This is a genomic window from Kribbella sp. CA-294648 (assembly GCF_050943845.1).
GTDB lineage: Bacteria > Actinomycetota > Actinomycetes > Propionibacteriales > Kribbellaceae > Kribbella.
Map to the genome: position 1 here is coordinate 2,439,201 of NZ_CP191981.1, position 24,984 is coordinate 2,464,184.

Consider the following 24,984-nt stretch of genomic DNA (forward strand, 5'->3'; position numbering starts at 1 on the left):
TACAGATCCGCCGGGCAGTGCGGCCGGCACGACTGGTTGGGGAACCCGAGTCGATGACTGACGACGCAGATGCCGTCGAGTTCGCAGCCCGCCCTGCCGGCGAGCGTGCGCCTGACGAGCTGACCGAGCGGGAGATCCAGGAACTGGTGGCGCGCTGCCCCGAGCAGCAGCGCTGGGCCTTCGAAGGCTGGCTCCGCGGCGAACGCCTGCTGGATGGCGATCCGATCGTGAGCCTGGGATGACCACCGAACGAGCGGGAGGACGGAAAATGGTGCGGATCTGGTTGGGCGACCACCTGATCGCCGAGTACGTCGCGGAGCCCGACCGGGCCTCGCGCTACCAGCGGGTGATGACGCCCAAGTTCACCGGTCTGCGGATCACGGTGGACGGCGCGGCGACGGCCGGCGCCTCCGAGTTGCCGAGCGAGCAGCTCTGGCCGCTCACCGTGCAGTGAACTCCTTCTTTACAAGGATTTAGCACCACCCGACAGTACTGCGGTACGGCAGCGCCGAGATGCCCCTCGTGCGCCCGACCGAAAGAGGCCGGCCTCCTAGCGGAAGGCCGGCCTTTGCTGTTCCCGACGATGAGCGGGCGGGGAAAGCCGGCGACCTGGCTGGTCCACAAGCCCCTGAAGCTCTCGCCGTGATCCTGCGGTCCGGCGGGTCGCAAAGAGATCGTGTAGTGCCCGCAACGTAAGAGGCCCCTTCACCACTCGCCTGGTGAAGGGGCCTCTCGCTCTGTGGATGGGTCAGGCGAGGTCGTCGAACTCGCCGTCTTTTGCGCCACCGAGGAATGCTTCGATCTCGGCCTTGGTGAAGACCAGCGCCGGTCCGTCCGTGTGACGCGAGTTCCGCATCGCCACGCCGCCGCCAGGAAGCTTCGCTACCTCTACGCAGTTGCCCTGCGGGCCACTCCGCTGACTTTTCCGCCAGGTCAACTCGCTCATCGCGTCGCCGGGCATGCCGTTGTAGACAGCAGTCATCAGCTGCACCTTCCGTACGTCTTAGGCATATGCACGTGCATTTGGGCTTGCATTTGCATCGTACACGTTGGAGGGCCTCGTGTCCGTCCCATTACGCAACGCGCTCAAAACGCCCGTTGGAGAGCCGTGACCCATTGCCGTGCGTGACCGGTTCTGGGTCGCGCGAGGGTCCTGTCGGGCATCTGGCCGAAGTCCGTCGGCCATTCGGCGTAACCCGGGAACCCTTTGGCTGGTTGAAAGATCAGGCAGCTGTCCGGGCTGCGTTAAATCTGTCCGGAAACACTCGGCAAACGGCCGAACCAGGCTGACGCTGGTATGCAACTGCACTACGATGACGGCAACGATTCCCTACGACACAAAGGCTGCGCCGATGGCGACTCCCGACAGCCCGGATCCCGCTCCGGAGTTCGACACCACCCAACCGACCATCGCCCGCGTCTACGACGCCCTGCTCGGTGGCAAGGACAACTTCGCCGCCGACCGCGAGGGTGCGGCGTTGTACCTGAAGTACGTGCCGGACGCCGGCCGGTGCGCGATCGAGAACCGCGAAGCGCTCGTCAAGGGTGTGCAGTACCTGGTCCGTACTGCGGGGATCGACCAGTTCCTCGACATCGGCAGCGGCCTGCCGACGCAGAAGAACACCCACCAGGCGGCGCAGGAGATCAACCCCGAAGCCAAGGTGGCCTACGTCGACAACGACCCGATCGTGCTCGCGCACGGCCGCGCGCTGCTGGCGACGAACAACAGCACCATCGTGGTGACCGCCGATCTGCGGGAGCCGGAAGGCATCCTGGAGAACAAGGAGATCCAGGCGCACCTGGACTTCAACCGGCCGATCGCGCTGATGGTCGTCGGCATCCACATGCACTTCCACGACGACGAGCAGCCGGACGAGTGGGTCCGCACCATCATGGACCGGCTGGTCCCGGGCAGCTACCTGTTCATCACCGACTTCGTCGACACCGGCGAGGAGCTGCAGAAGGGGATGGAGCGGGCTGGTCTGGAGAGCCTCGGCAACGGCTGGATCCGCACCCCTGAGCGGATCGAGCAGCACTTCCTCGGCATGCCGCTGGTCCCGCCGGGCCTGGACTTCCTGGCCCGCTGGTTCCCGGAGGACCCCGAGGGCGACGTCCCGGACGCCGAGGACCTGCAGCCGTACCAGCGCATCCTGATGGCAGGCATCGCCAAGAAGGTCTGACACACAGCAGGTCAAGGCGCGCACCCCCGCAACGGGGTGCGCGCTTTCGCTTTGTCTGGACACCGAGGCCCGACTCGCGGCCTTGGATTGTGAAGGTGAGCGCCGGGTACCGGCACAATGAGGAGCCAGACAAGCCGAAGCGTCGTATCCGACCGCCCACGCGACGCGCTAGTGACGGAGTACTGACGTTTCTGCGTTCCGGATGATCAGGACGGTGCCCGCCGACGCGCTGGCCATCGTGCGGTACTACCCGCCGGTGGTGATCTGCTTCGCGGCGGCACTGGCCGGTACTGCGCTCGTCTTCGACGTCTTCTACCTGGTCGCTAGCCCCGGCCTGACGCTCGCCATGGTCTACACCGTGCCGGTGCTGGCAGGGCTGATCGCCGCGCTGGTCGCGGCGGCCGATGACGTCGAGCTCGAACGGCGCGTGCTGGGCTGGACGATCGCGGCGGCCGTTGCCATCGGCATCACCAACGTCGTGGTGGTGGCGATGATCGCCGCGATGCGGCGGACCGGGCCGTCGGACTGGAAGGCGGGTGGCCAGGCCGTCCTGTTCGCCGCCTGCACGGTGGTCGCGGTGGCCGTCATGGTGGTGGTGATCAGCAGGCTGATCGGCACGCTCGGGATCGAGCTCAAGACCAAGTTGCCACCCCGGAAGACGTACCACCCGCCCGAGCCGGTCACCCGGCCGAAGCCGCAGGTGAGCAAGGAAGCCGCCGCCCGCGCCAAGCCGGACCGCAGCGAGCCGGCCGAAACGTCTCTCCTGGTGGACGACCATCCGGACGAGTCGGAGGCGGGCCGGCGGGTCGAGCCGGTGCCGGCCCTGACGCCGCCGTCCTACCTTCCGCCGTTGCCGAAGGTGATCGACCTCGAAGAGGCCCGACCGGTGACCACCTGGTCAGAAGGCACCGGCCACGCCGATCGCGGCAATCCGCGCGCCCGCCGCATCCCCGCGGTCCCACCCTCCCGCCGTCCCCACCGCCCAGGCCGCCGCGGCCAACGCTGACCCGCCCGGCCAACGCTGACCCGCCCGGCCAACGCTGACCCGCCCGGCCAACGCTGACCCGCCCGGCCAACGCTGACCAGCGGCGGTCGAGCCGTCAGGCGTGGCAGGTCCGGTTGGTCGACGGCAGCTTGCCCGATCCGAGGTAGTCGATCACGAGCCGGTCGACACACTTGTTGCCGTACTCACCGAAGATGCCGTGCGTCCGCGCGTTCCGCAACGTCACCAGCCGCGACTCGGTCAGCGCCTCATGCAGCACCTTCGCCTGCGGATAGGTCGTTCGCGGGTCGCCGTCCGCCGCGACGATGAGAGCCGGTACGGCGTTCCCGACCCGCGTCGGCTGCTCGATCGGCTCGCTCGGCCAGAAGGCACAGGCGAGCAGATTGCGCGTGAGCCCGGCGAAGTGCGGTTCGCTCTTGCGGTGCCGCTGGATGTCTCGCCAGTAGCTGTTCGGGTTGTGGGAGGCGGCCCGGTCGCCGCAGATGATGGCGATCTGCGCGCTCGCGGCCGCCGACATCTCCGAGCCGAACAGCACATCGAGCATCTGCCCGAACTCCTCACTCGGCTGCACTGGTCCGTAGGTTGCCTTCAGCAACGTCTGGACCAGCTCCGCGGCCGCTGTCCGGGCCGGATCCCTGTCATCCGAAAGCCGGGTCAGCAACAGCAGCGGCACCGTGTTGTCGTCCAGCGCATGCCGGCCCACCCGCAACGGCCGCTCACTGCTGACCCGATAGATCCGCTGCACCTTGGCCATCACCTGCTCGGTGGTCCGGCCGAGGTGGTACGTCCGATCCCGCGCCGCGGCCCAGCCGGCCCAGGCCCGCAGCGCCGCCTCGTTCGCCGGTCCTACCGTCCGCAGCAACCCGGGACCGTACTGATCGGGATCGATCGGACCGTCCAGTACGACGCGGTCGAGCCGGTCCGGGAACATCTGCAGATAGACCGAGCCCAGGTACGTCCCGTACGAGTAACCCAGGTAGGAGATCTTCTCCTCACCCAGCGCGGCCCGGATCTGGTCGATGTCCCGTGCGGTGTTCCGGGTCGTGACGTACGGCAGTAGCGCGCCCTGGTTGTCAGCGCACCGCTTGGCGAGATCCGCCTGCAACCGCACGCCCCGCTCGAAGCTGGCGCGACTCGCCCCCGCGGCCCAGACCCCGTTGCCGACCGGCCACTTGCAGTCCAGCGGCGTACTGCGGCCGACGAACCGCGGGTCCATCCCGATCAAGTCGTACCGGGTCCCGGTCTCCTGCATCGCCGCTCGCAGTCGCACCGGCATCCCGAGCCCCGGACCACCGGGCCCACCGTCGTTCAGGACCATCGTCCCGATCCGGTCCCCGGTCGCCTTCAACCGCGACATCGCGATCTGGATCTTCGGCCCGTCCGGCCGCCGGTAGTCCAGAGGCACCGCCAACTCCCCGCATTGCGCACCCGCCCGATCGAGCTCGGTCCCTTCCTCGTCCTCCGACCCGTTTTGACACCCGTGCCACTGAATCCCGCTGACCGCCGCGGGCTCCGCAGCCGCCGCTACCGGCATCACTCCACCGGCCAGCAGCAACCCGAGCCCGGCACCCAAGATCCGCTTCATGAAATCTCCTCCCTGGACATACCTCCGACGCTAGAAACAAAGGCGCCCCGGCACACTCACGCCAGCACCCGTCGACAGGTGGCGCACGCGCTACCCCGGCACCACCCGTCGTGAAGAAGTAGCCTGCGGAGATGGTGTGGGATCTCGTGGTGATCGGGGCCGGACCGGCCGGAGCGGCGACTGCGCTGGGCGCGTTGGCCGCAAAGCCGGGGATGTCCGTGTTGCTGCTCGACCGGCACGAGTTCCCGCGGGACAAGGCGTGTGGTGACGGCATCGCGCCACAGGTGTTCGACCTGCTGGCCGAGGTCGGGGTGACCGGCTTGGTCGATGACCGTACGCCGATCCGCCGACTCTCGTTGCAGCGAGGAGCGCTCGGCGTCGACCGGTTGATGGCGCGACCGGCGTACGTGGTTCCGCGGACCGTGTTCGACCATCGGCTGGTAGAGGCGGCACAGGAAGCAGGTGCCGTACTGCGGAAGCAGCGGGTCGGCCGGGTCGCACCGGGAACCGCGTCGGTGCTCGTCGATGACGTGGAAGCCCGGATGGTCGTCGGTGCCGACGGGGCCTACTCGCTCGTCCGTGGAGCCCTGGGACTCAAGGCCGGCCCGACTGCGCTGGCGTTGCGGGGTTATGCGCCGACTCCGGAGAACCGGGCCGGTCAGCAGGTGATCGTGTTCGGGACGGCGCGCCAGCCGTCGTACGCCTGGTCGTTCGACCGGGGAGACGGGTGGTCGAACATCGGGTACGGCGAACAGTTGCGGGCGAAGCAGGAGCACCCGACCCGGGCCGGTCTGTTGCAGGCGCTGGACGAATTGTTGCCGGAGGCAAGTTCAGGTGCGATCGACTGGCGTGGGCATCATCTGCCGTTGTCGTCCTGGTCGTGGCGACCGGAGCCCGGACCGGTCATGCTCGTCGGCGACGCGGCCGGATTGATCAACCCGATGACGGGCGAGGGCATCTACTACGCGGTTGCCACCGGGATCTTCGCGGGGAGAGCTGTCGCCGGTGCGCTCGGGCGAGATTCGCGCGACGCCGGCTCGGAGTACGGGCAAGCCGTGAAGACGTTGCTGGGAAGCCACTTTCGGCATACCGCGCTGGTCGCCCGGCTCACGAGGTCCGGGCGGGTGCTGGATGCAGGGATCCGGGCGGCGGCGGGTGACCAGGGCGTCTTCGACAACCTGGTCGACATCGGACTGGCCGACGGCGTACTGCGCCCCGGCTCGCTTCGGCGGGTCGCGCGACAGGTGCTCAGGCCTGTAGGGCGCGACGCTGCGCTTCCGTGAGCCGGGGAGTGGTGATCCGATAGGTGTCGGGGGCAACTAGTTCGACGGCCAGCGGATCGGTGAAGATCTTGTACTCCTCGGCGGTGGTCAGTGCTGTCACTGTCCGGTCCGCTGTCCAGTCCAGGGCGGTGGCCAGTTGGTCGACCGTGAGAGGGCGAGCGGCGTGGACGAGCGCGACCAGGACGGTGACCACGTCCTCGGCGGTCTGCGGGTCGGGCCCGGCGCCGGACATGTCGTCGCTGAGCTGCTGGAAGAACTGAGCCATCTGCTCGAGCCGCGCGCCCGCCGGCGTGTCCGGGCCGAAGAGGTCCGCGCCCTTGCGGGCGGTGCCGGCCCAGCTCGCGTTGGCACGGGCACTCGTGCGCCAGGCCTGGATCCAGAAGTCCTCGGCGATCAGGTAGTGCTCGTGCCGCTCGCCGGGCACCGGCTCACGGCGGACCAGCTCCAGGCCTTCGAGATAGTTGATCGCCTTGGAGATCGAGGCGGGACTGACCTTGAGCTCGCGGACGAGCTCGGCCGCGGTGAGGCTGGGGGAGTCCGCGGTGTAGAGGCGGGACAGGACGCGCGCGGCCATCGGCTGCAGGCCCGTCTCGATCATCGCTTCGGCGAAGTATTCCGCGAACTCCCGGACCGCCGAGCGGTCCCGGCCGTAGGCGTCGGTAGCCGGTGCCGAGTCCTCCGGTCTGGCCCGCTTGCGCCGCCGGGCGCGGGACCCGGTGGCGAGGTGGGCGTGCTCGGCGCGATAGCCGGTGCGCCCGCCGTTGCGGGTCACTTCGCGGCTGATGGTCGAGGTAGGCCGGTCGAGTTCGCGCGCGATCTCGGCGTACCCGTGACCCGCCGCCAGCCACTCGGCGATCAGCCGGCGGTCCTGCTCGCCCAGCCGTCCTCCCGGCATCGCCGTCCTCCCTCACGCTTTGCGTTCGCCTTCAAAGTCATTGCAACAATAGCCCAGATTCGCCCAAAATATAGGCGACCAGGTCGCGATGGGTGTTGCCGACTTGTGAAACGCAACCTAGCTTCCTGGGTATGACGACAACTGATGAAGTCGTGCTGGAGGTCGACGGGCTGCGGATGCGGTACGGCGCGACCGACGTGCTGCACGACGTGACGCTGCGGGCGCGACGCGGCGAAGTACTGGCCTTGCTGGGGCCGAACGGTGCGGGTAAGACGACCACGATCGAGATTCTGGAAGGGTTCCGCTCGCGATCCGCCGGGCACGTGAAAGTGCTCGGTGTGGATCCGGCCGAGGGGGACGAGCGGTGGCGAGCGCGGCTCGGCGTAGTACTGCAGTCCTGGCGGGATCATGGCAAGTGGCGGGTGCGTGAGTTGCTGGCGCAATTGGGTGAGTACTACGCGCCGTACTCGACCGCTGAGCGCCGGCGGCCGTGGGATACCGACGAGCTGGTCGAGGCGGTCGGGTTGACCGCACACGCGGGCAAGAAGATCCGGACGTTGTCCGGCGGGCAGCGGCGGCGGCTCGATGTCGCGATCGGAATCGTCGGGCGGCCGGAGGTGCTGTTCCTGGACGAGCCGACGGCGGGTTTCGATCCGGCGGCGCGGCACGAGTTCCACCAGTTGGTCCGGCGGCTCGCAGCCGACGAGCAGACGACGGTGCTGCTGACCACGCATGATCTCGACGAGGCGGGCAAGCTCGCCGATCGCATGCTGGTGCTGGCGGCCGGGCGAATCGTTGCTTCTGGCACCGAATCCGACCTGACCCGGCAGATCGCCGGCCAGGACGAGGTGCGCTGGACGATCGACGGCCGGCCCTTCACCGAGTCCACCGCGGAGTCGACCACCTTTGTTCGAAAGCTTTTCGGCGAGTACGGCGAAGCGGTAGCTGATCTGGAAGTTCGCCGCGCCACCCTCGAAGACGCCTACCTGGCGCTCGTGAAGCAAAGCGAGGCGGCGTGATGAGCCCACAGCCAAAAGAGAGCGAGGCGGGATGAGCCCGCGGATGGTGGCGGTCCGGGCCGGCTGGCGGCGCGGGCTGATCGAGCTGCGCCAGTCGTTCACGAATCCGGGGGAGCTGTTCAGCCATTTCCTCTGGCCGGTGCTGTTGCTGATCGCGTTGTTTTTCCTGCGGGACAGGTCGTTCGGGACGACAGGCTTCGGCCTGGGTGCGCTGGCACTGCCGAGCATGCTCGGGATGAACGCTGCGATGGGCATGATCAGCATGAGCCAGCAGCTCACCGCAGACCGCGAGGACGGCACCCTGCTGCGGGCCAAGGCGATCCCGAACGGGATGGTCGGCTACCTCGTCGGCAAGGTGGTCTCGGTGGCAGGCGGGCTGCTCGCGGACCTGGCGATCCTGCTGATCCCGGGACTGCTGATCATCGGCGGTCTCGCGATCGACCGCCCGAGCGCGTGGCTGACCCTGCTGTGGGTGCTGGCGCTCGGATTGCTGGCGACCCTGCCGATCGGGGCGATCCTGGGCTCGGTGTTCACGAGTGCGCGCTCGCAGGGGCTGATTCAGTTGCCGCTTCTCGGGATGATCGGGATCTCGGGCATCTTCTATCCGCTCACTGCGCTGCCCGACTGGCTGGAGTGGATCGCGCAACTGACCCCGATCTACTGGCTCGGACTCGGGATGCGCTCCGCCTTGCTGCCGGGTGAAGCGGTCACGGTCGAGATCGGCGAGTCCTGGCGGCACCTGGAGACGATCGGGGTGCTCGGCGTCTGGGCGGTGCTCGGCTTGCTGTTGGCCCCCGCAGTACTGCGCAGAATGGCTCGCCGCGAGTCCGGCTCCTCTGTCGCCGATCGCCGCGAGAAGGCCCTTCAGCGCATCGGTTAGTGGGTGAGCGGGAGGCCGAGTAGTTCGAAGTTCTCCTTGCCGATGAACGAGGTGATGGCGGCGATCCTGTCGCCGCGCAGGGTGAAGACGTTGATCGACCAAGCGGTGTGTTCGCTGTCCGGGGTCATGCCGAGGTAGCAGGCGAGCGCGGGTTGGCCGTTGGCGGTGGTCGGGAGGTTGTGCCAGCTCGGGCAGCGGGTCAGCGGGACCTCCTTGGCGAAGTCCATCACCGCCTCGATGCCGCTGTACCAATGGCCGAGGGGCGGCATCGACCAGGTGACGTCTTCGGTGAGCAGGGCGACGAGTGCGTCGGCGTCGCCTCGCTCCAGAGCCGTCGAGTAGCCGGCGACGAGCTCCTGGACGCGGCCGCCGAGCTGGCGGATCGTCTGGTGCTGGCTGGCCGCGGGAACCTTGTCGGCCACGATCCGGCGGGCCCGCTGCAGCGCGCTGTTCACCGAGGCGGTCGAGGTGTCCATCATGGTGGCGATCTCGGCCGCGCTGAACCCGAGTACCTCGAACAGCACGAGAGCTGCCCGCTGGTTGCCGGGCAGATGCTGAAGCGCGGCGACGAAGGCGAGCTCGACCGCCTCACGCTGCTCGTAGCGGGCGACCGGGCCGCCGCTCGCGAGGTCACCGGCGGCGTACGGACCGAGCCAGGCGATCTCGGTGAGCGGCGGGTCGTCCAGGACGGCGCGCTCGCTCGACGGGCCGAGATCCATCGGCAGCGCGCGCCGCCCACGGCTCTCGACCAGGTCGAGACAGGTCCGGGTGGCGACGGTGTAGAGCCAGGAACGCACCGTACTGCGCCCCTCGAACCGGGCGATCCCCTTCCAGGCCCGCAGCAACGCGTCCTGGAGCGCGTCGTCCGCGTCGTGCGAAGAGCCCAGCATCCGGTAACAGTGCGCATGCAACTCGCGGCGCAACGGCCCGACCAACCGGCCGAAGGCGGCGTCGTCACCCTCGCGCGCCGCGGTGAGGTCCTCGGACTCGACGAAAGTTTCACTCACACCGATGAGTCTGCCTCATCCCGGGAGTCCTACCTGCGAACGATCAGCTGACCAGGGAGGAGATCACCCCGATGAACGAGGTACTGCGCTGGGTCGAAGCCGAGCGGTTGTCCTTTGCCGACCTTCTGGACGACTTGGCAGACGACGAGTGGGGCAAGGACTCGTTGTGCGCGGGGTGGACGGTCCTCGACGTGGCGGCGCACCTGACGCTGTCGACGCGATTGACCCTGGGAATGGCCGTGTGGGGTGCGATCAAGGCGCGCGGCAGCTTCGACCGGATGGAGGCCGAACTCGCCCGCAAGCGCGCCACGCAGTTCACCCGGACCGAGCTGATCGAGCAGATCCGGTCGACCGCCGGCTCGGACCGCCACGCGCCCGGGTCCAGCCTGCACGACTGCCTGCTCGATGCGTTGGTGCATGGTCAGGACATCGCCCGTCCGCTCGGTCGTCCGCGCTCGATGCCGCTCGAGCCTGCGATCGCCGCGCTCGAGTTCGTCCGCACGAACAAGTTCTACGGCGCCCCGAAGCGCCTGCGCGGAGTACGGCTGGTGGCCACTGACACGGACTGGTCCGCCGGCGAAGGCCCGGACGAACTCCACGCCCCCGTCGCCGATCTCATCCTGGTCGCCACCGGACGCCCCGCCGGCCTGACCAACGCCACCGGCCCAGCCCTGACCCGGCTCAACCTGTGAGGACCTCCGGCTCCCGTACTACGGCCCGCGGCGCGGCTGTCCGCGGGCGGTAGAGGCCGAACAGCAAACCGGCGATGACCAGGGTGACCCCTGCCAGCTCGGCCGGTGCCGGGAGGCCGAAGCCGAGGGCGAGGGACGTGAGGATGGTGCCGACCGGGATGACGCCGGCGAACAGGCCTGCGCGGTCGGCGCCGAGCATGGGGAGGGCTCGGTACCAGAGGAGGAAGGCGATGCCGCTGACCAGGATGGCGAGGTAAGCCAGACCACCCGCCTCGCCCAGGGTCGGCGTACGGAACATCGAGGTGCCGTCCACCAGCAGGCCGAGGATCAGCAGCATCGGGACCGAGATGGCGGCTGTGTAGGCGGACACCCGGACCGGTCCGAGCCTCACCAGCAGCGGCAGCGCGAGGAGGGAGAAGCACGCCTCGCAGGCCAGCGCGCCCACGGAGTACAGGATGCCTTGTGCGTCGGAGGTGCCGAGGCCGGACGCGAGAGCGGTGCCGGCCACCACGATCGAGGCGGCGATCAGGATCCGCCCGGACGGCCTGGTCCGGTGCATCAGGGGCCCCGCGAGGGCCAGGACGATCGGCACGGTGCCCACGATCGTGCCGACGACGGCCGGGTTGGCGTGCTTGGTCCCCTCGATGATGAACAGGTTGAACAGCACCAGTCCGGTCGCGGCGAGTGCAACGAACAGCAGCGCCTCCCGGCCGGTCGGCCGGATCAGCGGGATGTGGCGGGCCAGGGCGACGGCGAACAGCAGCACCGCGGAGACGAGGTACCGCGCGGTCTGGCCGCCGTAGAAGGGGTAGTCGTGGACGACGCCGGAGACGGCGGCCAGGCTGCCGACCAGGAACATCGCGCTGCCCGCCCGGCTGTAGGCGGACCAGGAATGGTTGCTCATAGTCTTGACCGTAGGGCCTTTATGGACCGACGCAGAGGTCCATAGACGATCTGTTGCAGTGGTCCATAACTTGCCTCTTGCCCCTCGGACCGTCTGCGGACATAGTCAGCACGATGTCTGCGCAGCCGGAGGTCGCCGAGCCGCGCGGCAACCGTTCGCTGGTGGTCGCCGCGCTCGCCGTCACCCAGACGGTCGGCTACGGAGTCCTGTACTACGTCTTCGGCGTCTTCCTCGGCCCGATGAGCACCGACCTGGGGATCTCGACGGCCACCTCGGCCGGTGCGCTCACCCTCGCGATCCTGGTCAGTGGCGTGATGTCGATCCCGGTCGGCCGGTGGCTCGACCGGCGTGGCGCGCACCTGCTGATGACGGCAGGCTCACTGCTCGCCAGCGTCGCCGTCCTGGCCTGGTCGCAGGTGCAGAACGTGGTTCAGCTGTACGCCGTGTTCGCGCTGATCGGGATCGCGTCGGCGATGGTGCTCTACGGTCCGGCGATCGCCGTTTTGGTCGCGGTGCTGGAGCCGAAGCGGCGTACCAACGCCTTGCTCGTCGTGACGCTGGTGGCCGGTCTGGCGAGCACGATCTTCATCCCGCTGGCCGGCTGGTTGATCAACGCGCACGGCTGGCGGCATGCGCTGCTGATCCTCGGCCTGGTCCACAACCTGGTGACCGTGCCGCTGCATGCCCTCGCGTTGCGCGGCACCCAGCCACCCCAGGCGTCTACGGCCGCTGACCGCAGCGGTCGCAGCCGTGCGCTCAGGGTGGCGCTGCGCGACGGCGGCTTCTGGCTGATCACCACCGGCTTCGTCCTGCACAGCGGGGCGCTGGCGATCGTGTCGGTCCACCTCGTTCTCTTCCTGGTCGACCTCGGCTACAAACCGGCTGTCGCCGCAGGCCTCACCGGACTACTCGGCCTGTACTCCGTCACCGGGCGGATCGTCACCTCCGTCCTGCAGCGCTGGCTCGACATGTCGACGATCGCCGCCCGGACCTTCCTGATCCAGTGCTTCGCGATCGGCGTCCTGCCGCTGCTCGGTCGGCACCCGCTCGGCGCCGCCCTGTGCATCGTCTTGTTCGGCCTCGGGTTCGGCGTCTCCACTCTCGCCACCCCGGCGATCCTCCTGGACCGGTATGGCGCTGCCGGGTACGGCACCATCTCGGGAGCACTCGCGACGCCAGTACTCGCGGCCCGCGCGATCGGCCCTCTTGGAGCCGCCCTCCTCGCCACCACGGCCGGCTACCGCTACACGATGGTGCCGGTCGCCCTGGCGTGTGTCGCCGCGAGTGTGTGCCTGACCTTCAGCCGCTACATCCCAGGGCCGCGGGCGCGCGTTGCCGGTGACGTACACCAATAGCGTCATCTGACGGGCGCGAGGCAGGTGGGTCGGCTCCTACCTTCCAGATATGGACATGAAACTAGAGGTAGTAGTCATCCCCGTCAGTGACGTCGACAAGGCCAAGGCCTTCTACGAGCAGCTCGGTTGGCGGATGGACGCCGACTTCGCCACCGAGAACGGATTCCGGGTCGTGCAGGTCACGCCGCCGGGCTCGGAGGCAGCGGTGATCTTCGGCAGCGGAGTGTCGGCCGGCGAACCCGGTTCGGCGCAGGGCCTGCACCTGGTCGTCACGGACATCGAAGCGGCCCGCGAAGAGCTGGTCGCCAAGGGCGCGGACGTCAGCGAGGTCTGGCACGACGCCGACGGCGTCTTCCACCACGCCGGAGAGGCGAACCGGGTCTCCGGTCCGCACCCCGAGCGGGCCAGCTACGGCTCGTATCTCTCCTTCAACGACCCGGACGGCAACGGCTGGATCGTCCAGGAAGTCGTCACCCGCGCACCGGGTCGCTGACCAGACCGGCGAGAGAGGACTGCGACGATGGACACCGTGGAAGACCAGACCGGCATCATCCTCGACGCTCTGCAGCGGGCCGCGGCAGCGCACGGAGTACATGAGGCTGAGGAGCTCGGCGGCAAGTTCGACGAGCAATGGCCGCTCTGGTACGCCGGGCACATGAGCAGGACGCTGGCCGAGAGTGGCTACCGGCTGGTCCGGACCGGCACCGACGACGACAAGTAGGGCGGAGCAGAGCATGGGAACGACGGAGTACGACGTCATCGTCGTGGGCGGCGGCGCGGTCGGCGAGAACGTCGCCGACCGGGCGGTCCAGGGCGGGCTGAGCGCGGTGATCGTAGAGAGCGAGTTGGTCGGCGGTGAGTGCTCGTACTGGGCCTGCATGCCGTCGAAGGCGTTGCTGCGGTCCGCGCAGGTGCTCCGCGCGGCCCGGCGGGTGCGGGGCGCCGCTCAGGCGGTGACCGGCGACGTCGACGTACGGGAGGTGCTTGCTCGGCGCGACGACTTCACCAGCCACTGGAAGGACGACGGCCAGGTGAAATGGCTGGAGAGCGCCGGCATCGCGCTGGTCCGCGGCCACGGCCGGATCACCGCTCCCAAGGAGGTGACGGTCGGCGGCGAGGTGCTGAGGGCGCGGCACGCGGTCGTGGTGTCGACCGGCTCCGACGCGCTCGTGCCCGACATCCCGGGCCTGCGCGACGCCGACCCGTGGACCAGCCGCGATGCGACGAGCGTGAAGGCTGTGCCGCGGAGCTTGGCGATCATCGGTGGCGGGGTGGTGGCGACCGAGATGGCGACGGCGTACGCCGGGTTCGGTACGACGGTCACGGTGATCGCCCGCAGCGGGTTGCTCGAAGCGATGGAGCCGTTCGCGGGGGAGATGGTGGCGGAGGGGCTGCGTGAACTCGGCGCCACGGTGCTGCTCAACACCGAGACCAAGAGCGTGAAGCGAGTGGACGACGAGGTCGTTCTCGAACTGGGTGACGGCTCGACCGTCTCGGCACAGGAGGTGCTGGTCGCGACGGGACGCACGCCGCGGACCGGCGACATCGGGCTGGACACCATCGGCCTGAAGCCGGGCAGCTGGCTGGACGTCGACGACACGTTGCTGGTTTGCGGTTTTGACTGGCTCTATGCGACGGGTGACGTTACCCATCGCGCTTTGCTCACCCACCAAGGCAAGTACCAGGCGCGCGCAGCCGGCGACGTGATCGCCGCCCGCGCGAACGGCCGCCCGGTGTCGGACGAGAAGTGGGGAACGCACGTCGCAACGGCCGACCACGAGGCCGTCCCGCAGGTCACCTTCACCGAGCCGGAAGTCGCGTCAATCGGCCTGACCGCAGCAGCCGCCGAGAAGGCCGGCTACCAAACCCGAGTCGTCGACTACGAACTCGGAAACGTAGCCGGCGCCAGCGTAGCCGCCGACAACTACAAAGGCACCGCCCGAATGGTCGTCGACGAAGACCGCAAGGTCCTGCTCGGCGTCACCTTCGTAGGCCCCGACGTAGCCGACCTCCTACAAGCAGCCACCATCGCAGTAGTAGGCGAAGTCCCCCTCAACCGCCTCTGGCACGCAGTACCCGCCTACCCAACCATCAACGAAGTCTGGCTCCGCCTACTCGAGGCCTACGGCCGCCCGTAAGACAAGAGCAACAGAGAAGAGCAACAGGCGGTCCGCCGTCGCTGCCCCGTCCTGTACGTGCCGGCGGTGACGGTGGGCGCTTGGTTGAGGTGACGGCGGTGGCTGGGGCGCGAGGAGAAGCTCCGGTTGAGGTCTTGCGGCTGGGTGGAGGGGTGGCAGTTAGCCTGGACTGGTTCGGGGAGGATTTTCGCCGGACTTGGGGTGGATCGTGCTACCGGTGTGGGGAGAAGATCCTCCCCGGATCGGTGGGAGCGGGCAGTCGACGGTTCGGGGAGGGTCGGGCCTGGCCGGGTCCGGGCTGTGCCGGCTTTGTGCACGGGCTGAGCGTCTGGAGCACGGTGGAATGCTCAGGTCACGCACAAGGTCACGCACAAGGTCGCCGGCGGGCCCGCCCTGGGGGGCGTGGGTAGAACGGAGCTTCAGCCCGTCAATCTGGATTGCTCGCGAGGCTCGCCACGTTCAGCGGTGGGTCGTCCAGGGCGGCATTGATGCGGTGGGGATCCGTGGGTTTCGGGGGCCCGGGCGGTTCACGACGGCGTCATCGCCGGTTGACCGGCTTGCTGCTCGCGGGCCGGGAGCGCGCCTGGCCCAGCGGCCCTGGCTGCGGATCCAGCTGCTGTCGTACCCACCCGCAAGACCTATCGTCCAGCCGCCCTCAGCACACGACTACCTTTCCAACGTTGCTAGACCCAGCACGAGCTCTTCGTCACTTCAGCATTCGAGCTCCCACCAGCGGCAGTCCCGATCTGGGTGCAAGTGCTGAGGCTGCTGGTGGTGGCGCGGAAGTGGCTGGTGGGTGAAGGCGTGGGCGGACCGGCGGAGAGCTACGGCCCTGAGTCGGAGGACTGCCGACCCGGGCGGTGGGGCATTGACGAGGGGTTATCTGTTAGGTAACTTTCCTAACAATTCTCCGACCGCCCCGGGAGCACTCATGATCAGACGATTTCGACGTACGGCGCTGGTGTTACCAGTGGTTGTTGTTGCCGCGCTTGGCGTGGCTGACGCTACGGCGGGGACTACGGCCGATGTGCTGCTGTCTCGCGCTAAGCCTGTTCTCACCTCCAGCAACGAGACCAGCTCGCTGACCGGGCCGAAGGCGGTTGACGGCAGCCTGACGACGCGCTGGGCCAGTACCGAGTACGTGGATCCGCAGTGGATCCGGGTCGACCTCGGGCAGCCTTCCAGCATCAGTAGGGTCAAGCTCAATTGGGAAGTTGCCTACGCCAAGGCGTACCGGGTTGAGGTTTCCGATGACGGGACGACCTACCGGACCGTCAAGAGCGTCACCGACGGTAATGGCGCTACCGATGATCTGACCGGGCTCACGGGTCATGGTCGGTATGTCCGGGTCTACGGCACAGTGCGAGGCACCAGCTACGGCTACTCGTTGTGGGAGCTCGAGGTCTACGGCACCGCCGACTCGGGTGACGACACCGAGGCGCCGACGGTACCGACCGGCCTGGCGTCCACCGGCGTCACGGCGACGACCGCCGCGCTCTCGTGGACCGCTTCGACCGACAACCGCGGCGTCACCGCATACGACGTACTGCGCAACGGCGTCGTCGTCGGCTCGTCCGCCACCACGCAGTACAGCGACAGCGGGCTGACCGCGAACACGGCCTACCAGTACTCCGTGCGTGCGCGTGACGCGGCCGGCAACCAGTCGGCGGCGAGCGCCGCGATCACTGTCACCACCAGCGCGGCCGGCACCGGCAACTTCGTCCTGGCCGCGGCCGGCGACATCGCCGACCAGTGCACCGCGTCCAGCTCGAGCTGTATCCACCCGAAGACCGCCAGGCTGGTCGAGCAGATGGCTCCGGCCAACGTCCTCACGATGGGCGACAACCAGTACGACGACGCGCATCTGTCCGACTTCCAGAACTACTACGCCAAGACGTGGGGCCGGTTCAAGTCGATCACGAAGCCGATTCCCGGTAACCACGAGACCTACGCCTCGCCGGCGTACGCCGGTTACGACCAGTACTTCGGTTCCGCCATCGCCAAGCCGCAGGGCAAGCGGTACTACAGCTGGAACAAGGGCAACTGGCACTTCATCGGTCTCGACTCCAACGACTTCAGCGGCGAGAACGGCCTGGCCGAGCCGGAACAGGTCACCTGGCTGCGGAACGACCTCGCGAACAACACCAAGGGCTGTGTCCTGGTCTACATGCACCACGCGCGCTACAGCTCCGGCAGCCACGGCGACAACCCCTCCGTCGCTCCGGTGTGGGACCTGCTGGTCGACGCCAAGGTCGATCTGGTCCTGAACGGCCATGACCACCACTACGAGCGCTTCCTGCCGCAGGACAAGGACGGCAGCGTCGACCCAGCCGGCCCGGTCCAGATCATCGGCGGCACCGGCGGCAAGAGCCTCTACACGCCGAACGCCGCACACCCGGCCACCGCGAAGCTCCTGAAGACCCACGGCGTACTGAAGCTCACGATGACCGACAACACCTTCCAGAGTTCGCTGATCGGCCTGGACAGCCGGACCCTGGACGCCAGCCCGACCTACACCTGCCACTCGTAGGTCCGACCGATGTATCTCGCCGAGAGTCGTGGTAGCGCTTCGGCCAAGGTCGAGCGGCGCAGATGGCGCCGGGTGCCGGCCAACGTGGTCGCGCTCGGGGTGGTCAGCCTGGTCACCGACATCTCCTCGGAGATGGTGACGGCGATCCTGCCGCTCTACCTGGTCATCGGACTCGGTCTGAACCCGTTGCAGTTCGGTCTGCTGGACGGGCTCTACGCCGGGGCCACCGCGGTACTACGACTCGTCGGCGGGCATGTCGCCGATCGCTGGCGGCGGCTCAAAGCCGTCGCCGGCCTCGGCTACGGGCTGTCAGCGGTCAGCAAGCTCGGCCTGCTGGCAGCCGGTACGTCGGTGGCGGCGATCGGCGGCGTCCTGGCCGTCGATCGCGCCGGCAAAGGGATCCGTACGGCGCCCCGCGACGCGCTGATCTCGTTGAGCAGCGAACCCAAGGAACTCGGCCGCTCGTTCGGCGTCCATCGGGCCATGGACACGGTCGGCGCACTACTCGGACCGATCGTCGCGGCCGGGGTGTTGTGGGCCAGCCTGGGGGACTTCGACGCCGTCTTCGTCACCAGCTTCTGTATCGCCGGCTGCGGCGTGCTGTTGCTGGTCATGCTCGTCAAGGACCATCCGCGGGTCGGGCCGCCCGGCGCCGTGCCGCTCCGGGGCATGCTCAAACTCCTGAAAATCAAAGACTTTCGCCGTTGCTGCGGCTGGGCGGCGGCCCTCGGACTGGTGACGATCACCGACTCCTTCGTCTATCTCGCCTTGCAGCGCAGGTGGGACGTCGACACCGCGTTGTTCCCGCTGCTGCCGATCGGCACGGCCGCAACGTTCCTCCTGCTGGCTGTTCCACTGGGTCGGCTGGCTGACCGCATCGGGCGCTGGAAGCTCTTTCTGGCCGGACATGCATCCCTGGTGCTCGCCCTGGTCCTTCTGTGTGGCCCGGTAAAGAGTCCATGGTTCGCAGTCGCCGCGCTGGGCTTGCACGGCGCGTTCTACGCAGCCACTGACGGAGTACTGCCTGCTGCCGCCGGCCCATTGCTGCCGGTGCATCTGAGGGCGAGCGGGCTCGCTCTGCTCCAGACGGGACAGGCGCTGGCTCGGATGGTGTCGGCGGTGCTCGTAGGCCTCGCCTGGACGCTTTGGGATCTCCGACCGGCGCTCCTGTTGACCACCGCCGCCTTGTTAGTGGTCACGATCGCGGCCGCCGTCGTCCGACCTCTGGAGGAAGCACGATGAAGAAGTTCCTGGCCGGAGCAGTCGGCATGATCCTGCTGCTCGGCGCCGCGGCCCTGTACGTCGTCCAGTCGCGGGGTGGCGGTCCGGCGGACAACGCCAGGCCGGTGGCCGCCGGACACCTGGAGCTTGCCAAGGGCAACCTGTATTTCCGCAACCTCGCCAAGGGACCGGACCAGGGCAAGCTGTCCGCAGTCTCCGTCGCCGACCCGGACGGCCCGCGACAGGTCGAGAAGCTGCGCTGCGACCGGTTCGCGACAGCTCGCGGTACGAGCATCTGTCTGCGGCTCAAACCCGGCTCGTTGCCGCCCTACACCGAGATGCTCGTGCTCGGACCCGATCTCGCCGTCCAGCACAAGGAGACCTTGCCCGGTACGCCGAGCCGCGCCCGCGTCTCGCCGGACGGCAAGATCGTGAACTGGACCGTGTTCGTCAGCGGCGACTCGTACGCCACCACCGGATTCTCCACCCGGAGCGGGCTCTACGAGGTGGAGACCAAGACGCTGATCAAGAGCATCGAAGAGCTCCCCGTCTTCGTCGACGGCCGCCGCTACTTCGCCTCGGACGTCAACTACTGGGGGATCACCTTCGATGCTGATGGCAAGCACTTCTACGCGACCTTGGGCAGCAAGGGAAAGACCTATCTGATCAAGGCGGACTACCGCAGCTATCGCGGTGAGTCCATCGCACAGAACGTCGAGTGCCCGTCGCTGTCGCCGGATGGGAAGCGAATCGCCTTCAAGCACAAGAACCCCGACGGGAGCTGGCGGCTCGCGGTACTGGAGCTCGCGACCGGTCAGGTGACGCATGCGGCGGAAGGCCGCGCGATCGACGACCAGCCGCTGTGGAAAGACGACAACACGTTGCTCTACGCAGTCAAACGGGGTGCCAGCTCCGACATCTGGTCGACCCCGATCACGCCGACGGGCACCCCGCAGCTGCTAGTACCGGATGCCGCCTCTCCCGCGGTCGGGTGACCCTGGCATCCTGACCGGCATGAATGATGTCGAGGTGGCGATCGCGGCGGCCGAGGCCGGTGCGGCAGTGGTTCGGGAGCTGTACGGGACCGCGGTCGGGCGGCACGACAAGTCGCCGACGGATTTCGCGACGGACGCCGATCTGGCCGCGGAGAAGGCGATCGGCGAGGTACTCCGCAGCCGGCGGCCGGACGACGCGGTGGTCGGTGAGGAGTTCGGCGCCTCCGGACACGGCGATCGCACCTGGCTCGTCGACCCGCTGTGCGGGACCCTCAACTTCGCCGCCCAGACCCCACTCTTCTCGGTGAACATCGCACTACGCTCCGGCGCGGAAACGCTGGTCGCGGCAGTGGCCGATCCGCTGGCCGGCGACATCTTCTGGACCGCCGGTACGACAGCCGCCCTGCGCCGGTCCGGCGTCGACGAGAAGTTGGTGCCGTCAGCAACCTCAAGGCTGGTGGACATCGACGCCGATGCTCCGCGGGACGCCGACCTGCTGCCCGCCGAGTTGATCGACCCGGAGTTCCGGGAGATCTTCGCGCCGCGCGTCTCGTCGACCACGCTCACCCTGGCCTGGACGGCAGCCGGGCGGCGCGCAGCGTACGTGTCGAACGGGATCCTGCGCGACAGCGTGCACTTCACCCCCGGCATCGCGCTGTGCGAGGCGGCCGGCTGCATCGTCACCGACCTACGCGGCGCACCGCTGCACACCGGCCCCGGCCTGGTCGCAGCAGCCGACGCCAAGACCCACCAGCAACTGCTCGACTTCATCGCCCGCCGGCTGCCCAAGCCCTGAAGCGTCCGGCCTAGGACTCCCGGCCTCAGGACTCCCGGACCACCAGGTGGCCCGGTACGACGTGAACGCCCGGGCTCGGATGGCCGTTGATTGCTTTCAGCAACAGTTCGGCGGACCGCCGGCCGATCTCTTCCAGGCCGAGGTCCACCGTGGTCAACGGCGGCCGGGCGGCCTCGGCGACCAGGGCCCAGTTGTCGACCCCGACGACACCGACCTGGTCGGGCAGCGAGACCCCGGCCTCCCGCAGCCCGTCGGTCACGCCACGGGCGAGCACGTCGCTGCCGCAGAACACCCCGTCGAAGTCTTCCTCCGCGCGCAGGAGCTGGGCGACCGCGAAGCGACCCCAAGCCTCCGTCCAGCTGCCGAAGAGCGGCGGCCCGGCAGGCTCCAGGCCCTGCTCGGCCAATGCCTCGGTCAGCCCGGCGGCGCGCTCGCGAGAGGACGCGTGGGACTCCGGGCCGGTGATGTGCGCGATCCGCCGGCGGCCGGTCTTGACCAAGTGCTCGACCGCGAGCCGGGCGGCGCCGCGTTCGTCGCTGACGACGCTGCAGTCCTTCTCGTTGCTGCTGGGCGAGAAGGCATACACGACGGGAACCGGCAGGTCCTCGCCGAGCGAGCGGCGAGGGTCGGTACTGCGACCGGCGACGATGATCCCGTCGACCCGGCGCTCGAGCAGTTTGCGCAGGTGGTGCGACTCGCGGATCGGGTCGTCGCGGCCGTCGCACAGGAAGGCGATCATCTCGCCGGCGGCCAGCGAGTCCTCGGCGCCGCGCATCACCGGGATGCCGAACCGGCCGTAGCTGTCGGTGGTGATGACGCCGACCGTGAAGGTCCGGCCGGTCAGCAGGCTGCGGGCCACGGTGTTCGGTGCGAAGCCGAGCTCGTCGGCGACGGACCGGACCCGGGCGCGGGTCTCGTCGCGGAGCCGGCCGCGGCCGTTCAGGGCCTTGGACGCGGTCCCCACGGAGACGCCGGCCTTGGCGGCGACATCGGTGATACCGACCCGGCGGGCCGGGCGGCCGGCTGCTTCGGTCATGACCCGCTTTCTGGCGTGGATGGGAAAGACTTTCCTAGAAGATACCGCAGCGGATAGATTGGCAGCTGAGAAAACCTTTTCCTGAATTTCTCCTTCCCCCGCGACGAGAGGCAGCAAGTGAACCTTCACGCCCGTGGACCAGCCGTTCGACTTGATCCTGCTTCGCTGCTGGGCGGCTGGCAGGACCTCAACGCCACCGCCACCATTCCGCACTGCCTGGACAACCTCCGGCGGACCGGCGTCCTCGCGAACTTCAGCCGACTCGCCGAAGCGGGCGAGGAGGCGCCGGAGGGCAAGTTCCAGGGCTTCTGGTTCGCCGACTCCGACCTGTACAAGACCCTGGAGGCGATCGGCTGGGAGATGGGCCGCACCGGCACCGACCAGTGGGCAGCGGTGCTGGCCGAGGCAGCTGATCTCCTCGAGCGGGTGCAGACCTCCGACGGCTACCTCAACACCTACATTCAGGGGACCCCGGGCCTGGAGCGCTTCGACCGGCTCGAGCACAGCCATGAGCTGTACTGCGCCGGCCATCTCCTGCAAGCTGCTGTGGCCCTGCATCGTGGTGGCGGCGACGAGCGCATCCTTGCGGTCGCGCGAAAACTGGCTGACCTGATCGTCAACGCTCTCGGCGACGACCAGCCGCTCATCGACGGGCACCCCGAAGTGGAGACCGCGCTGGTCGAGCTCTACCGCGAAACGGGGGAGGAGTCCTATCTCCGCGCGGCCGAGGCGCAGATCGAACGGCGTGGCCACCAACTGCTGCCCGCCGGGGGATTCGGTTCGCAGTACTACCAGGACCACCTGCCGGTGCGCGAGGCAACGGAAGCCATCGGGCACTCGGTGCGGCAGCTGTACCTCGCCGCGGGTGTCACCGACCTCTACCTGGAGAACAAGGACGAGTCGCTGCTGCGCGCGATGGAGCAGCTGTGGGACAGCGCGTTCGGCAGCAAGATGTACATCACCGGAGGCCACGGCTCCCGGCATCGCGACGAGGCGTACGGGGACCCCTACGAGCTGCCGCCGGACCGCGCGTACGCCGAGACCTGCGCGTCGATCGCTGCCCTGCAATGGTGCTGGCGCATGCTCCTCGCGACCGGACAGGCCCGGTACGCCGAGGAGATGGAGCGCGCGCTCTACAACGCCATCGCCGCGTCGATCGCGAAGAACGGCACGGCCTTCTTCTACTCCAACCCGCTCCAGCTCCGCACGGGGCACGACGGATCGACCGAGGATTCTCCGAGCGATCGCCTGCCCTGGTACGCCTGCGCCTGCTGCCCGCCGAATCTCGCCCGCCTGCTCGCCTCGCTGCACAGCTACTCGGCGACCTCGGACGCGGCCGGCCTTCAGCTACAACTCCTCAGCGCCGGCACCTTCGCCTCCGAAACCCTGACCGCCGTCGTCGAGACCGCCTACCCCTGGGACGGCGACGTGCGCGTGACCCTTGGTGGGCAAGGCGAGTTGGCCGTGCGCGTGCCTACCTGGGCAACGGGCGCCGGCGTCGAAGTGACCGGCGCGACGGTGCTCGCCGAACCAGTTCCGGGCGAATACCTGCGGGTGTCCTGTGAAGACGGCGCCACCGTCCGGCTCACCCTGCCGATGACGCCCCGGCTGGTCAGCGCGGACGAGCGCGTCGATGCCGTCCGCGGCTGCGTCGCGATCGCCCGCGGGCCGCTCGTGTACTGCGTAGAGCAGGCCGACCTGCCCGACGGCGTACTGGTGGAGCAGTTGCGCCTCGACCCATCAGCGACCATCACCGAAGAGCAGGACGACTTCACTCCCGTCAGGCTCCGCTTCGACGCGATCGCCAGACCACTCGAAACCGAGCTGTACAAGGCGTACCAGCCACAATTGCCGGCTGGTCCGCCGATCACCGTCACCGCGATCCCGTACCACGCCTGGGCCAATCGCGGCCCAGGCGCAATGCGAGTCTGGCTCCCGCTGGCCTGAGCCGTCAGAGGCCCAGGGCCAGGCGGTGGTAGGCCTGGTTCCAGCGGATCTCCTTCTGGAACTGGCGGGCGTCCGTGTTCGCGTCGATGGTGAGGAGCTCGGTGCGGAGCATCGTGGCCAGGTCGTTCAGTTCGTCCGAGGTGACCGACGACGACAGCACCGTGTGGTGCGGGGCGCCGGCGGTCAGCCAGGACTCGGCCGACGTCCGGAAGTCCGGGCGGGGCTTCCAGACCGCGCGGGCGACGGGCAGCTTGGGGAGCGGCTCGGCGGGGGCAACGACGTCGATCTCGTTGGCCACCAGCCGGAACCGCTCGCCGAGGTCGGCCAGGCCGACCACCACGGCCGGGCCGGGAGCGGCGTCGAAGACCATCCGGACCGGGTCCTCGCGGTTGCCGATGCCGAGCGGGTGGATCTCGATCGACGGCGTACCGGAGGCGATCGACGGGCAGACCTCGAGCATGTGCGCACCGAGGATCAGCTCCTCGCCCGGCACCAGGTGGTACGTGTAGTCCTCCATGAAGGACGTGCCACCCGGACGGTCGCCGCCGATCACCTTGAGCGTGCGGAGCAGGACCGAGGTCTTCCAGTCGCCCTCGCCGCCGAACCCGTAGCCGTCGCCCATCAGGCGCTGGACGGCCATCCCGGGGAGCTGACGCAGTCCGCCCAAGTCCTCGAAGTTCGTGGTGAAGGCGGTGAAGTCGCCGGCGTCCAGGAACGCGCGCAGACCGGCCTCGATCCGGGCGGCGTACCGCAACGAGTCGTGCCGATCGCCGTCGACCCGCAACTCGGGCGCCAGTCGGTACACGTCGTCGTACTCCTTGACGAGCGCGTCGACATCAGCATCCGGTACGGCGTCCACGGAGGCGACCAGGTCGTTCACCGAGTACGTGTTGACCGAGACCCCGAAGCGCCGTTGCGCCTCGACCTTGTCGCCTTCGGTCACCGCGACGTCGCGCATGTTGTCGCCGAACCGGGCCAGTTTCATCGTGTGCAACGCGGCCAGCCCGGTCGCGGCGCGGGCCCAGCCGCCGATCCGCGCGGTGACGGAGGGGTCGCTGACGTGCCCGGCGACGGTGGTGCGCGGGATGCCGAGCCTGGTCTGGATGTAGCCGAACTCGCGGTCGCCGTGGGCGGCCTGGTTCAGGTTCATGAAGTCCATGTCCAGGTCGGCCCAGGGCAGCGCGACGTTGGCCTGGGTGTGCAGGTGCAGCAGCGGGACCTGGAGTGCTTCCAGGCCGCCGATCCACATCTTGGCCGGTGAGAACGTGTGCATCCAGGCGATCACGCCGATGCAGTCGCCGGCCGCGTTCGCCTGCAGGAAGGTCTGCCGGATGGCGTCGGCGTCGGTGACGACCGGGTACCAGACGACCTCGGCCTGCAGGTCGGCCGAGTCGTTGAGTGCGGCAACGATCTGCTGGGACTGGACGGCGACCTGGTCGAGGGTTTCGGGCCCGTACAGTCCCTGGCTTCCGGTGAGGAACCAGATCTGCGGCCGGCGGGAGGCTTTCATGATGACTC

The 24,984-nt window shown here is 68.6% G+C and carries 24 protein-coding genes; 17 read left to right on the forward strand and 7 right to left on the reverse strand.

The window, feature by feature from the left end; genetic code table 11:
- Positions 1–53: 53 nt before the first annotated feature.
- Together ACQPYM_RS11830 and ACQPYM_RS11835 are read left to right on the forward strand one after the other, a co-directional pair.
- Entirely contained in the window at positions 54–242 is a 189-nt protein-coding gene (locus ACQPYM_RS11830; RefSeq protein ID WP_360283908.1) for a hypothetical protein, read from the forward strand.
- A 26-nt stretch (positions 243–268) separates the two neighbouring features.
- Entirely contained in the window at positions 269–454 is a 186-nt protein-coding gene (locus ACQPYM_RS11835; RefSeq protein ID WP_112249279.1) for a hypothetical protein, read from the forward strand.
- Between the two features lie 294 nt (positions 455–748).
- On the opposite strand, the gene ACQPYM_RS11840 is transcribed toward ACQPYM_RS11835, so the two are convergent.
- A complete protein-coding gene (locus ACQPYM_RS11840; RefSeq protein ID WP_433019246.1) occupies positions 749–982 on the reverse strand; it encodes a DUF397 domain-containing protein in 234 nt (77 codons plus the stop codon).
- 370 nt (positions 983–1,352) lie between these two features.
- Between ACQPYM_RS11840 and ACQPYM_RS11845 the strand changes: the two genes are divergently transcribed.
- Both ACQPYM_RS11845 and ACQPYM_RS11850 read left to right on the forward strand, forming a co-directional pair.
- On the forward strand, positions 1,353–2,180 hold the full coding sequence (locus ACQPYM_RS11845) for an SAM-dependent methyltransferase (RefSeq protein WP_433019248.1): 828 nt from the start codon (positions 1,353–1,355) through the stop codon (positions 2,178–2,180).
- 202 nt (positions 2,181–2,382) lie between these two features.
- Complete coding sequence (locus tag ACQPYM_RS11850) at positions 2,383–3,186, forward strand: hypothetical protein (RefSeq protein ID WP_433019251.1); 804 nt, start codon at positions 2,383–2,385, stop codon at positions 3,184–3,186.
- 94 nt (positions 3,187–3,280) lie between these two features.
- On the opposite strand, the gene ACQPYM_RS11855 is transcribed toward ACQPYM_RS11850, so the two are convergent.
- Positions 3,281–4,768, reverse strand: coding sequence for an alpha/beta hydrolase (locus tag ACQPYM_RS11855; protein WP_433019254.1), 1,488 nt, complete (start codon positions 4,766–4,768; stop codon positions 3,281–3,283).
- 131 nt (positions 4,769–4,899) lie between these two features.
- Here ACQPYM_RS11855 and ACQPYM_RS11860 point away from each other — a divergent pair, with 131 nt between their 5' ends.
- Positions 4,900–6,051 carry an NAD(P)/FAD-dependent oxidoreductase gene (locus ACQPYM_RS11860; RefSeq protein WP_433019257.1) on the forward strand — a complete coding sequence of 384 codons (1,152 nt, stop codon included), beginning with the start codon at positions 4,900–4,902 and terminating at the stop codon, positions 6,049–6,051.
- Here ACQPYM_RS11860 and ACQPYM_RS11865 read toward each other — a convergent pair.
- Entirely contained in the window at positions 6,017–6,946 is a 930-nt protein-coding gene (locus tag ACQPYM_RS11865; RefSeq protein ID WP_433019260.1) for a MarR family transcriptional regulator, read from the reverse strand. The genes ACQPYM_RS11860 and ACQPYM_RS11865 overlap by 35 nt on opposite strands.
- A gap of 131 nt (positions 6,947–7,077) precedes the next feature.
- Between ACQPYM_RS11865 and ACQPYM_RS11870 the strand changes: the two genes are divergently transcribed.
- Both ACQPYM_RS11870 and ACQPYM_RS11875 read left to right on the forward strand, forming a co-directional pair.
- Positions 7,078–7,965 (forward strand): ABC transporter ATP-binding protein, encoded by an 888-nt coding sequence (locus ACQPYM_RS11870; protein ID WP_433019263.1) that lies wholly within the window; start codon positions 7,078–7,080, stop codon positions 7,963–7,965.
- Positions 7,966–7,996: 31 nt separating this feature from the next.
- Positions 7,997–8,845, forward strand: a complete 849-nt coding sequence (locus ACQPYM_RS11875; protein ID WP_433019266.1) for an ABC transporter permease — start codon at positions 7,997–7,999, stop codon at positions 8,843–8,845.
- On the opposite strand, the gene ACQPYM_RS11880 is transcribed toward ACQPYM_RS11875, so the two are convergent.
- Complete coding sequence (locus tag ACQPYM_RS11880; RefSeq protein WP_433019269.1) at positions 8,842–9,852, reverse strand: sigma-70 family RNA polymerase sigma factor; 1,011 nt, start codon at positions 9,850–9,852, stop codon at positions 8,842–8,844. The two genes, ACQPYM_RS11875 and ACQPYM_RS11880, sit on opposite strands and share 4 nt — an antisense overlap.
- 71 nt (positions 9,853–9,923) lie before the next feature.
- Between ACQPYM_RS11880 and ACQPYM_RS11885 the strand changes: the two genes are divergently transcribed.
- The gene (locus tag ACQPYM_RS11885; RefSeq protein ID WP_433019272.1) at positions 9,924–10,544 is read left to right on the forward strand and encodes a maleylpyruvate isomerase family mycothiol-dependent enzyme; all 621 of its coding nucleotides are present in this window, start codon (positions 9,924–9,926) and stop codon (positions 10,542–10,544) included.
- Here ACQPYM_RS11885 and ACQPYM_RS11890 read toward each other — a convergent pair.
- Positions 10,534–11,448 (reverse strand): DMT family transporter, encoded by a 915-nt coding sequence (locus tag ACQPYM_RS11890; protein ID WP_433019275.1) that lies wholly within the window; start codon positions 11,446–11,448, stop codon positions 10,534–10,536. The two genes, ACQPYM_RS11885 and ACQPYM_RS11890, sit on opposite strands and share 11 nt — an antisense overlap.
- Before the next feature lie 113 nt (positions 11,449–11,561).
- On the opposite strand from ACQPYM_RS11890, the gene ACQPYM_RS11895 reads away from it, so the two are divergent.
- From ACQPYM_RS11895 to ACQPYM_RS11930, 8 genes are all read left to right on the forward strand, one after another.
- A complete protein-coding gene (locus ACQPYM_RS11895; protein ID WP_433019278.1) occupies positions 11,562–12,803 on the forward strand; it encodes an MFS transporter in 1,242 nt (413 codons plus the stop codon).
- A 49-nt stretch (positions 12,804–12,852) separates the two neighbouring features.
- A complete protein-coding gene (locus ACQPYM_RS11900) occupies positions 12,853–13,296 on the forward strand; it encodes a VOC family protein (protein ID WP_433019281.1) in 444 nt (147 codons plus the stop codon).
- 27 nt (positions 13,297–13,323) lie between these two features.
- A complete protein-coding gene (locus ACQPYM_RS11905) occupies positions 13,324–13,524 on the forward strand; it encodes a hypothetical protein (RefSeq protein ID WP_433019284.1) in 201 nt (66 codons plus the stop codon).
- Positions 13,525–13,537: 13 nt separating this feature from the next.
- Entirely contained in the window at positions 13,538–14,941 is a 1,404-nt protein-coding gene (locus ACQPYM_RS11910; protein WP_433019287.1) for a dihydrolipoyl dehydrogenase family protein, read from the forward strand.
- A 931-nt stretch (positions 14,942–15,872) separates the two neighbouring features.
- Complete coding sequence (locus tag ACQPYM_RS11915) at positions 15,873–17,471, forward strand: galactose-binding domain-containing protein (RefSeq protein WP_433019290.1); 1,599 nt, start codon at positions 15,873–15,875, stop codon at positions 17,469–17,471.
- A gap of 9 nt (positions 17,472–17,480) precedes the next feature.
- Positions 17,481–18,713 carry an MFS transporter gene (locus tag ACQPYM_RS11920; RefSeq protein ID WP_433019293.1) on the forward strand — a complete coding sequence of 411 codons (1,233 nt, stop codon included), beginning with the start codon at positions 17,481–17,483 and terminating at the stop codon, positions 18,711–18,713.
- Positions 18,710–19,687 carry a TolB family protein gene (locus tag ACQPYM_RS11925; RefSeq protein ID WP_433019296.1) on the forward strand — a complete coding sequence of 326 codons (978 nt, stop codon included), beginning with the start codon at positions 18,710–18,712 and terminating at the stop codon, positions 19,685–19,687. Before ACQPYM_RS11920 ends, ACQPYM_RS11925 begins: the two co-directional genes overlap by 4 nt.
- 19 nt (positions 19,688–19,706) lie before the next feature.
- Complete coding sequence (locus ACQPYM_RS11930; RefSeq protein ID WP_433019299.1) at positions 19,707–20,483, forward strand: inositol monophosphatase family protein; 777 nt, start codon at positions 19,707–19,709, stop codon at positions 20,481–20,483.
- A gap of 25 nt (positions 20,484–20,508) precedes the next feature.
- On the opposite strand, the gene ACQPYM_RS11935 is transcribed toward ACQPYM_RS11930, so the two are convergent.
- On the reverse strand, positions 20,509–21,519 hold the full coding sequence (locus ACQPYM_RS11935) for a LacI family DNA-binding transcriptional regulator (protein ID WP_433019302.1): 1,011 nt from the start codon (positions 21,517–21,519) through the stop codon (positions 20,509–20,511).
- Between the two features lie 117 nt (positions 21,520–21,636).
- Between ACQPYM_RS11935 and ACQPYM_RS11940 the strand changes: the two genes are divergently transcribed.
- Positions 21,637–23,466 carry a glycoside hydrolase family 127 protein gene (locus tag ACQPYM_RS11940; protein ID WP_433019305.1) on the forward strand — a complete coding sequence of 610 codons (1,830 nt, stop codon included), beginning with the start codon at positions 21,637–21,639 and terminating at the stop codon, positions 23,464–23,466.
- A gap of 4 nt (positions 23,467–23,470) precedes the next feature.
- Here ACQPYM_RS11940 and araA read toward each other — a convergent pair whose 3' ends face one another.
- The gene (gene araA, locus ACQPYM_RS11945; RefSeq protein ID WP_433019308.1) at positions 23,471–24,976 is read right to left on the reverse strand and encodes an L-arabinose isomerase; all 1,506 of its coding nucleotides are present in this window, start codon (positions 24,974–24,976) and stop codon (positions 23,471–23,473) included.
- Positions 24,977–24,984: the final 8 nt, after the last annotated feature.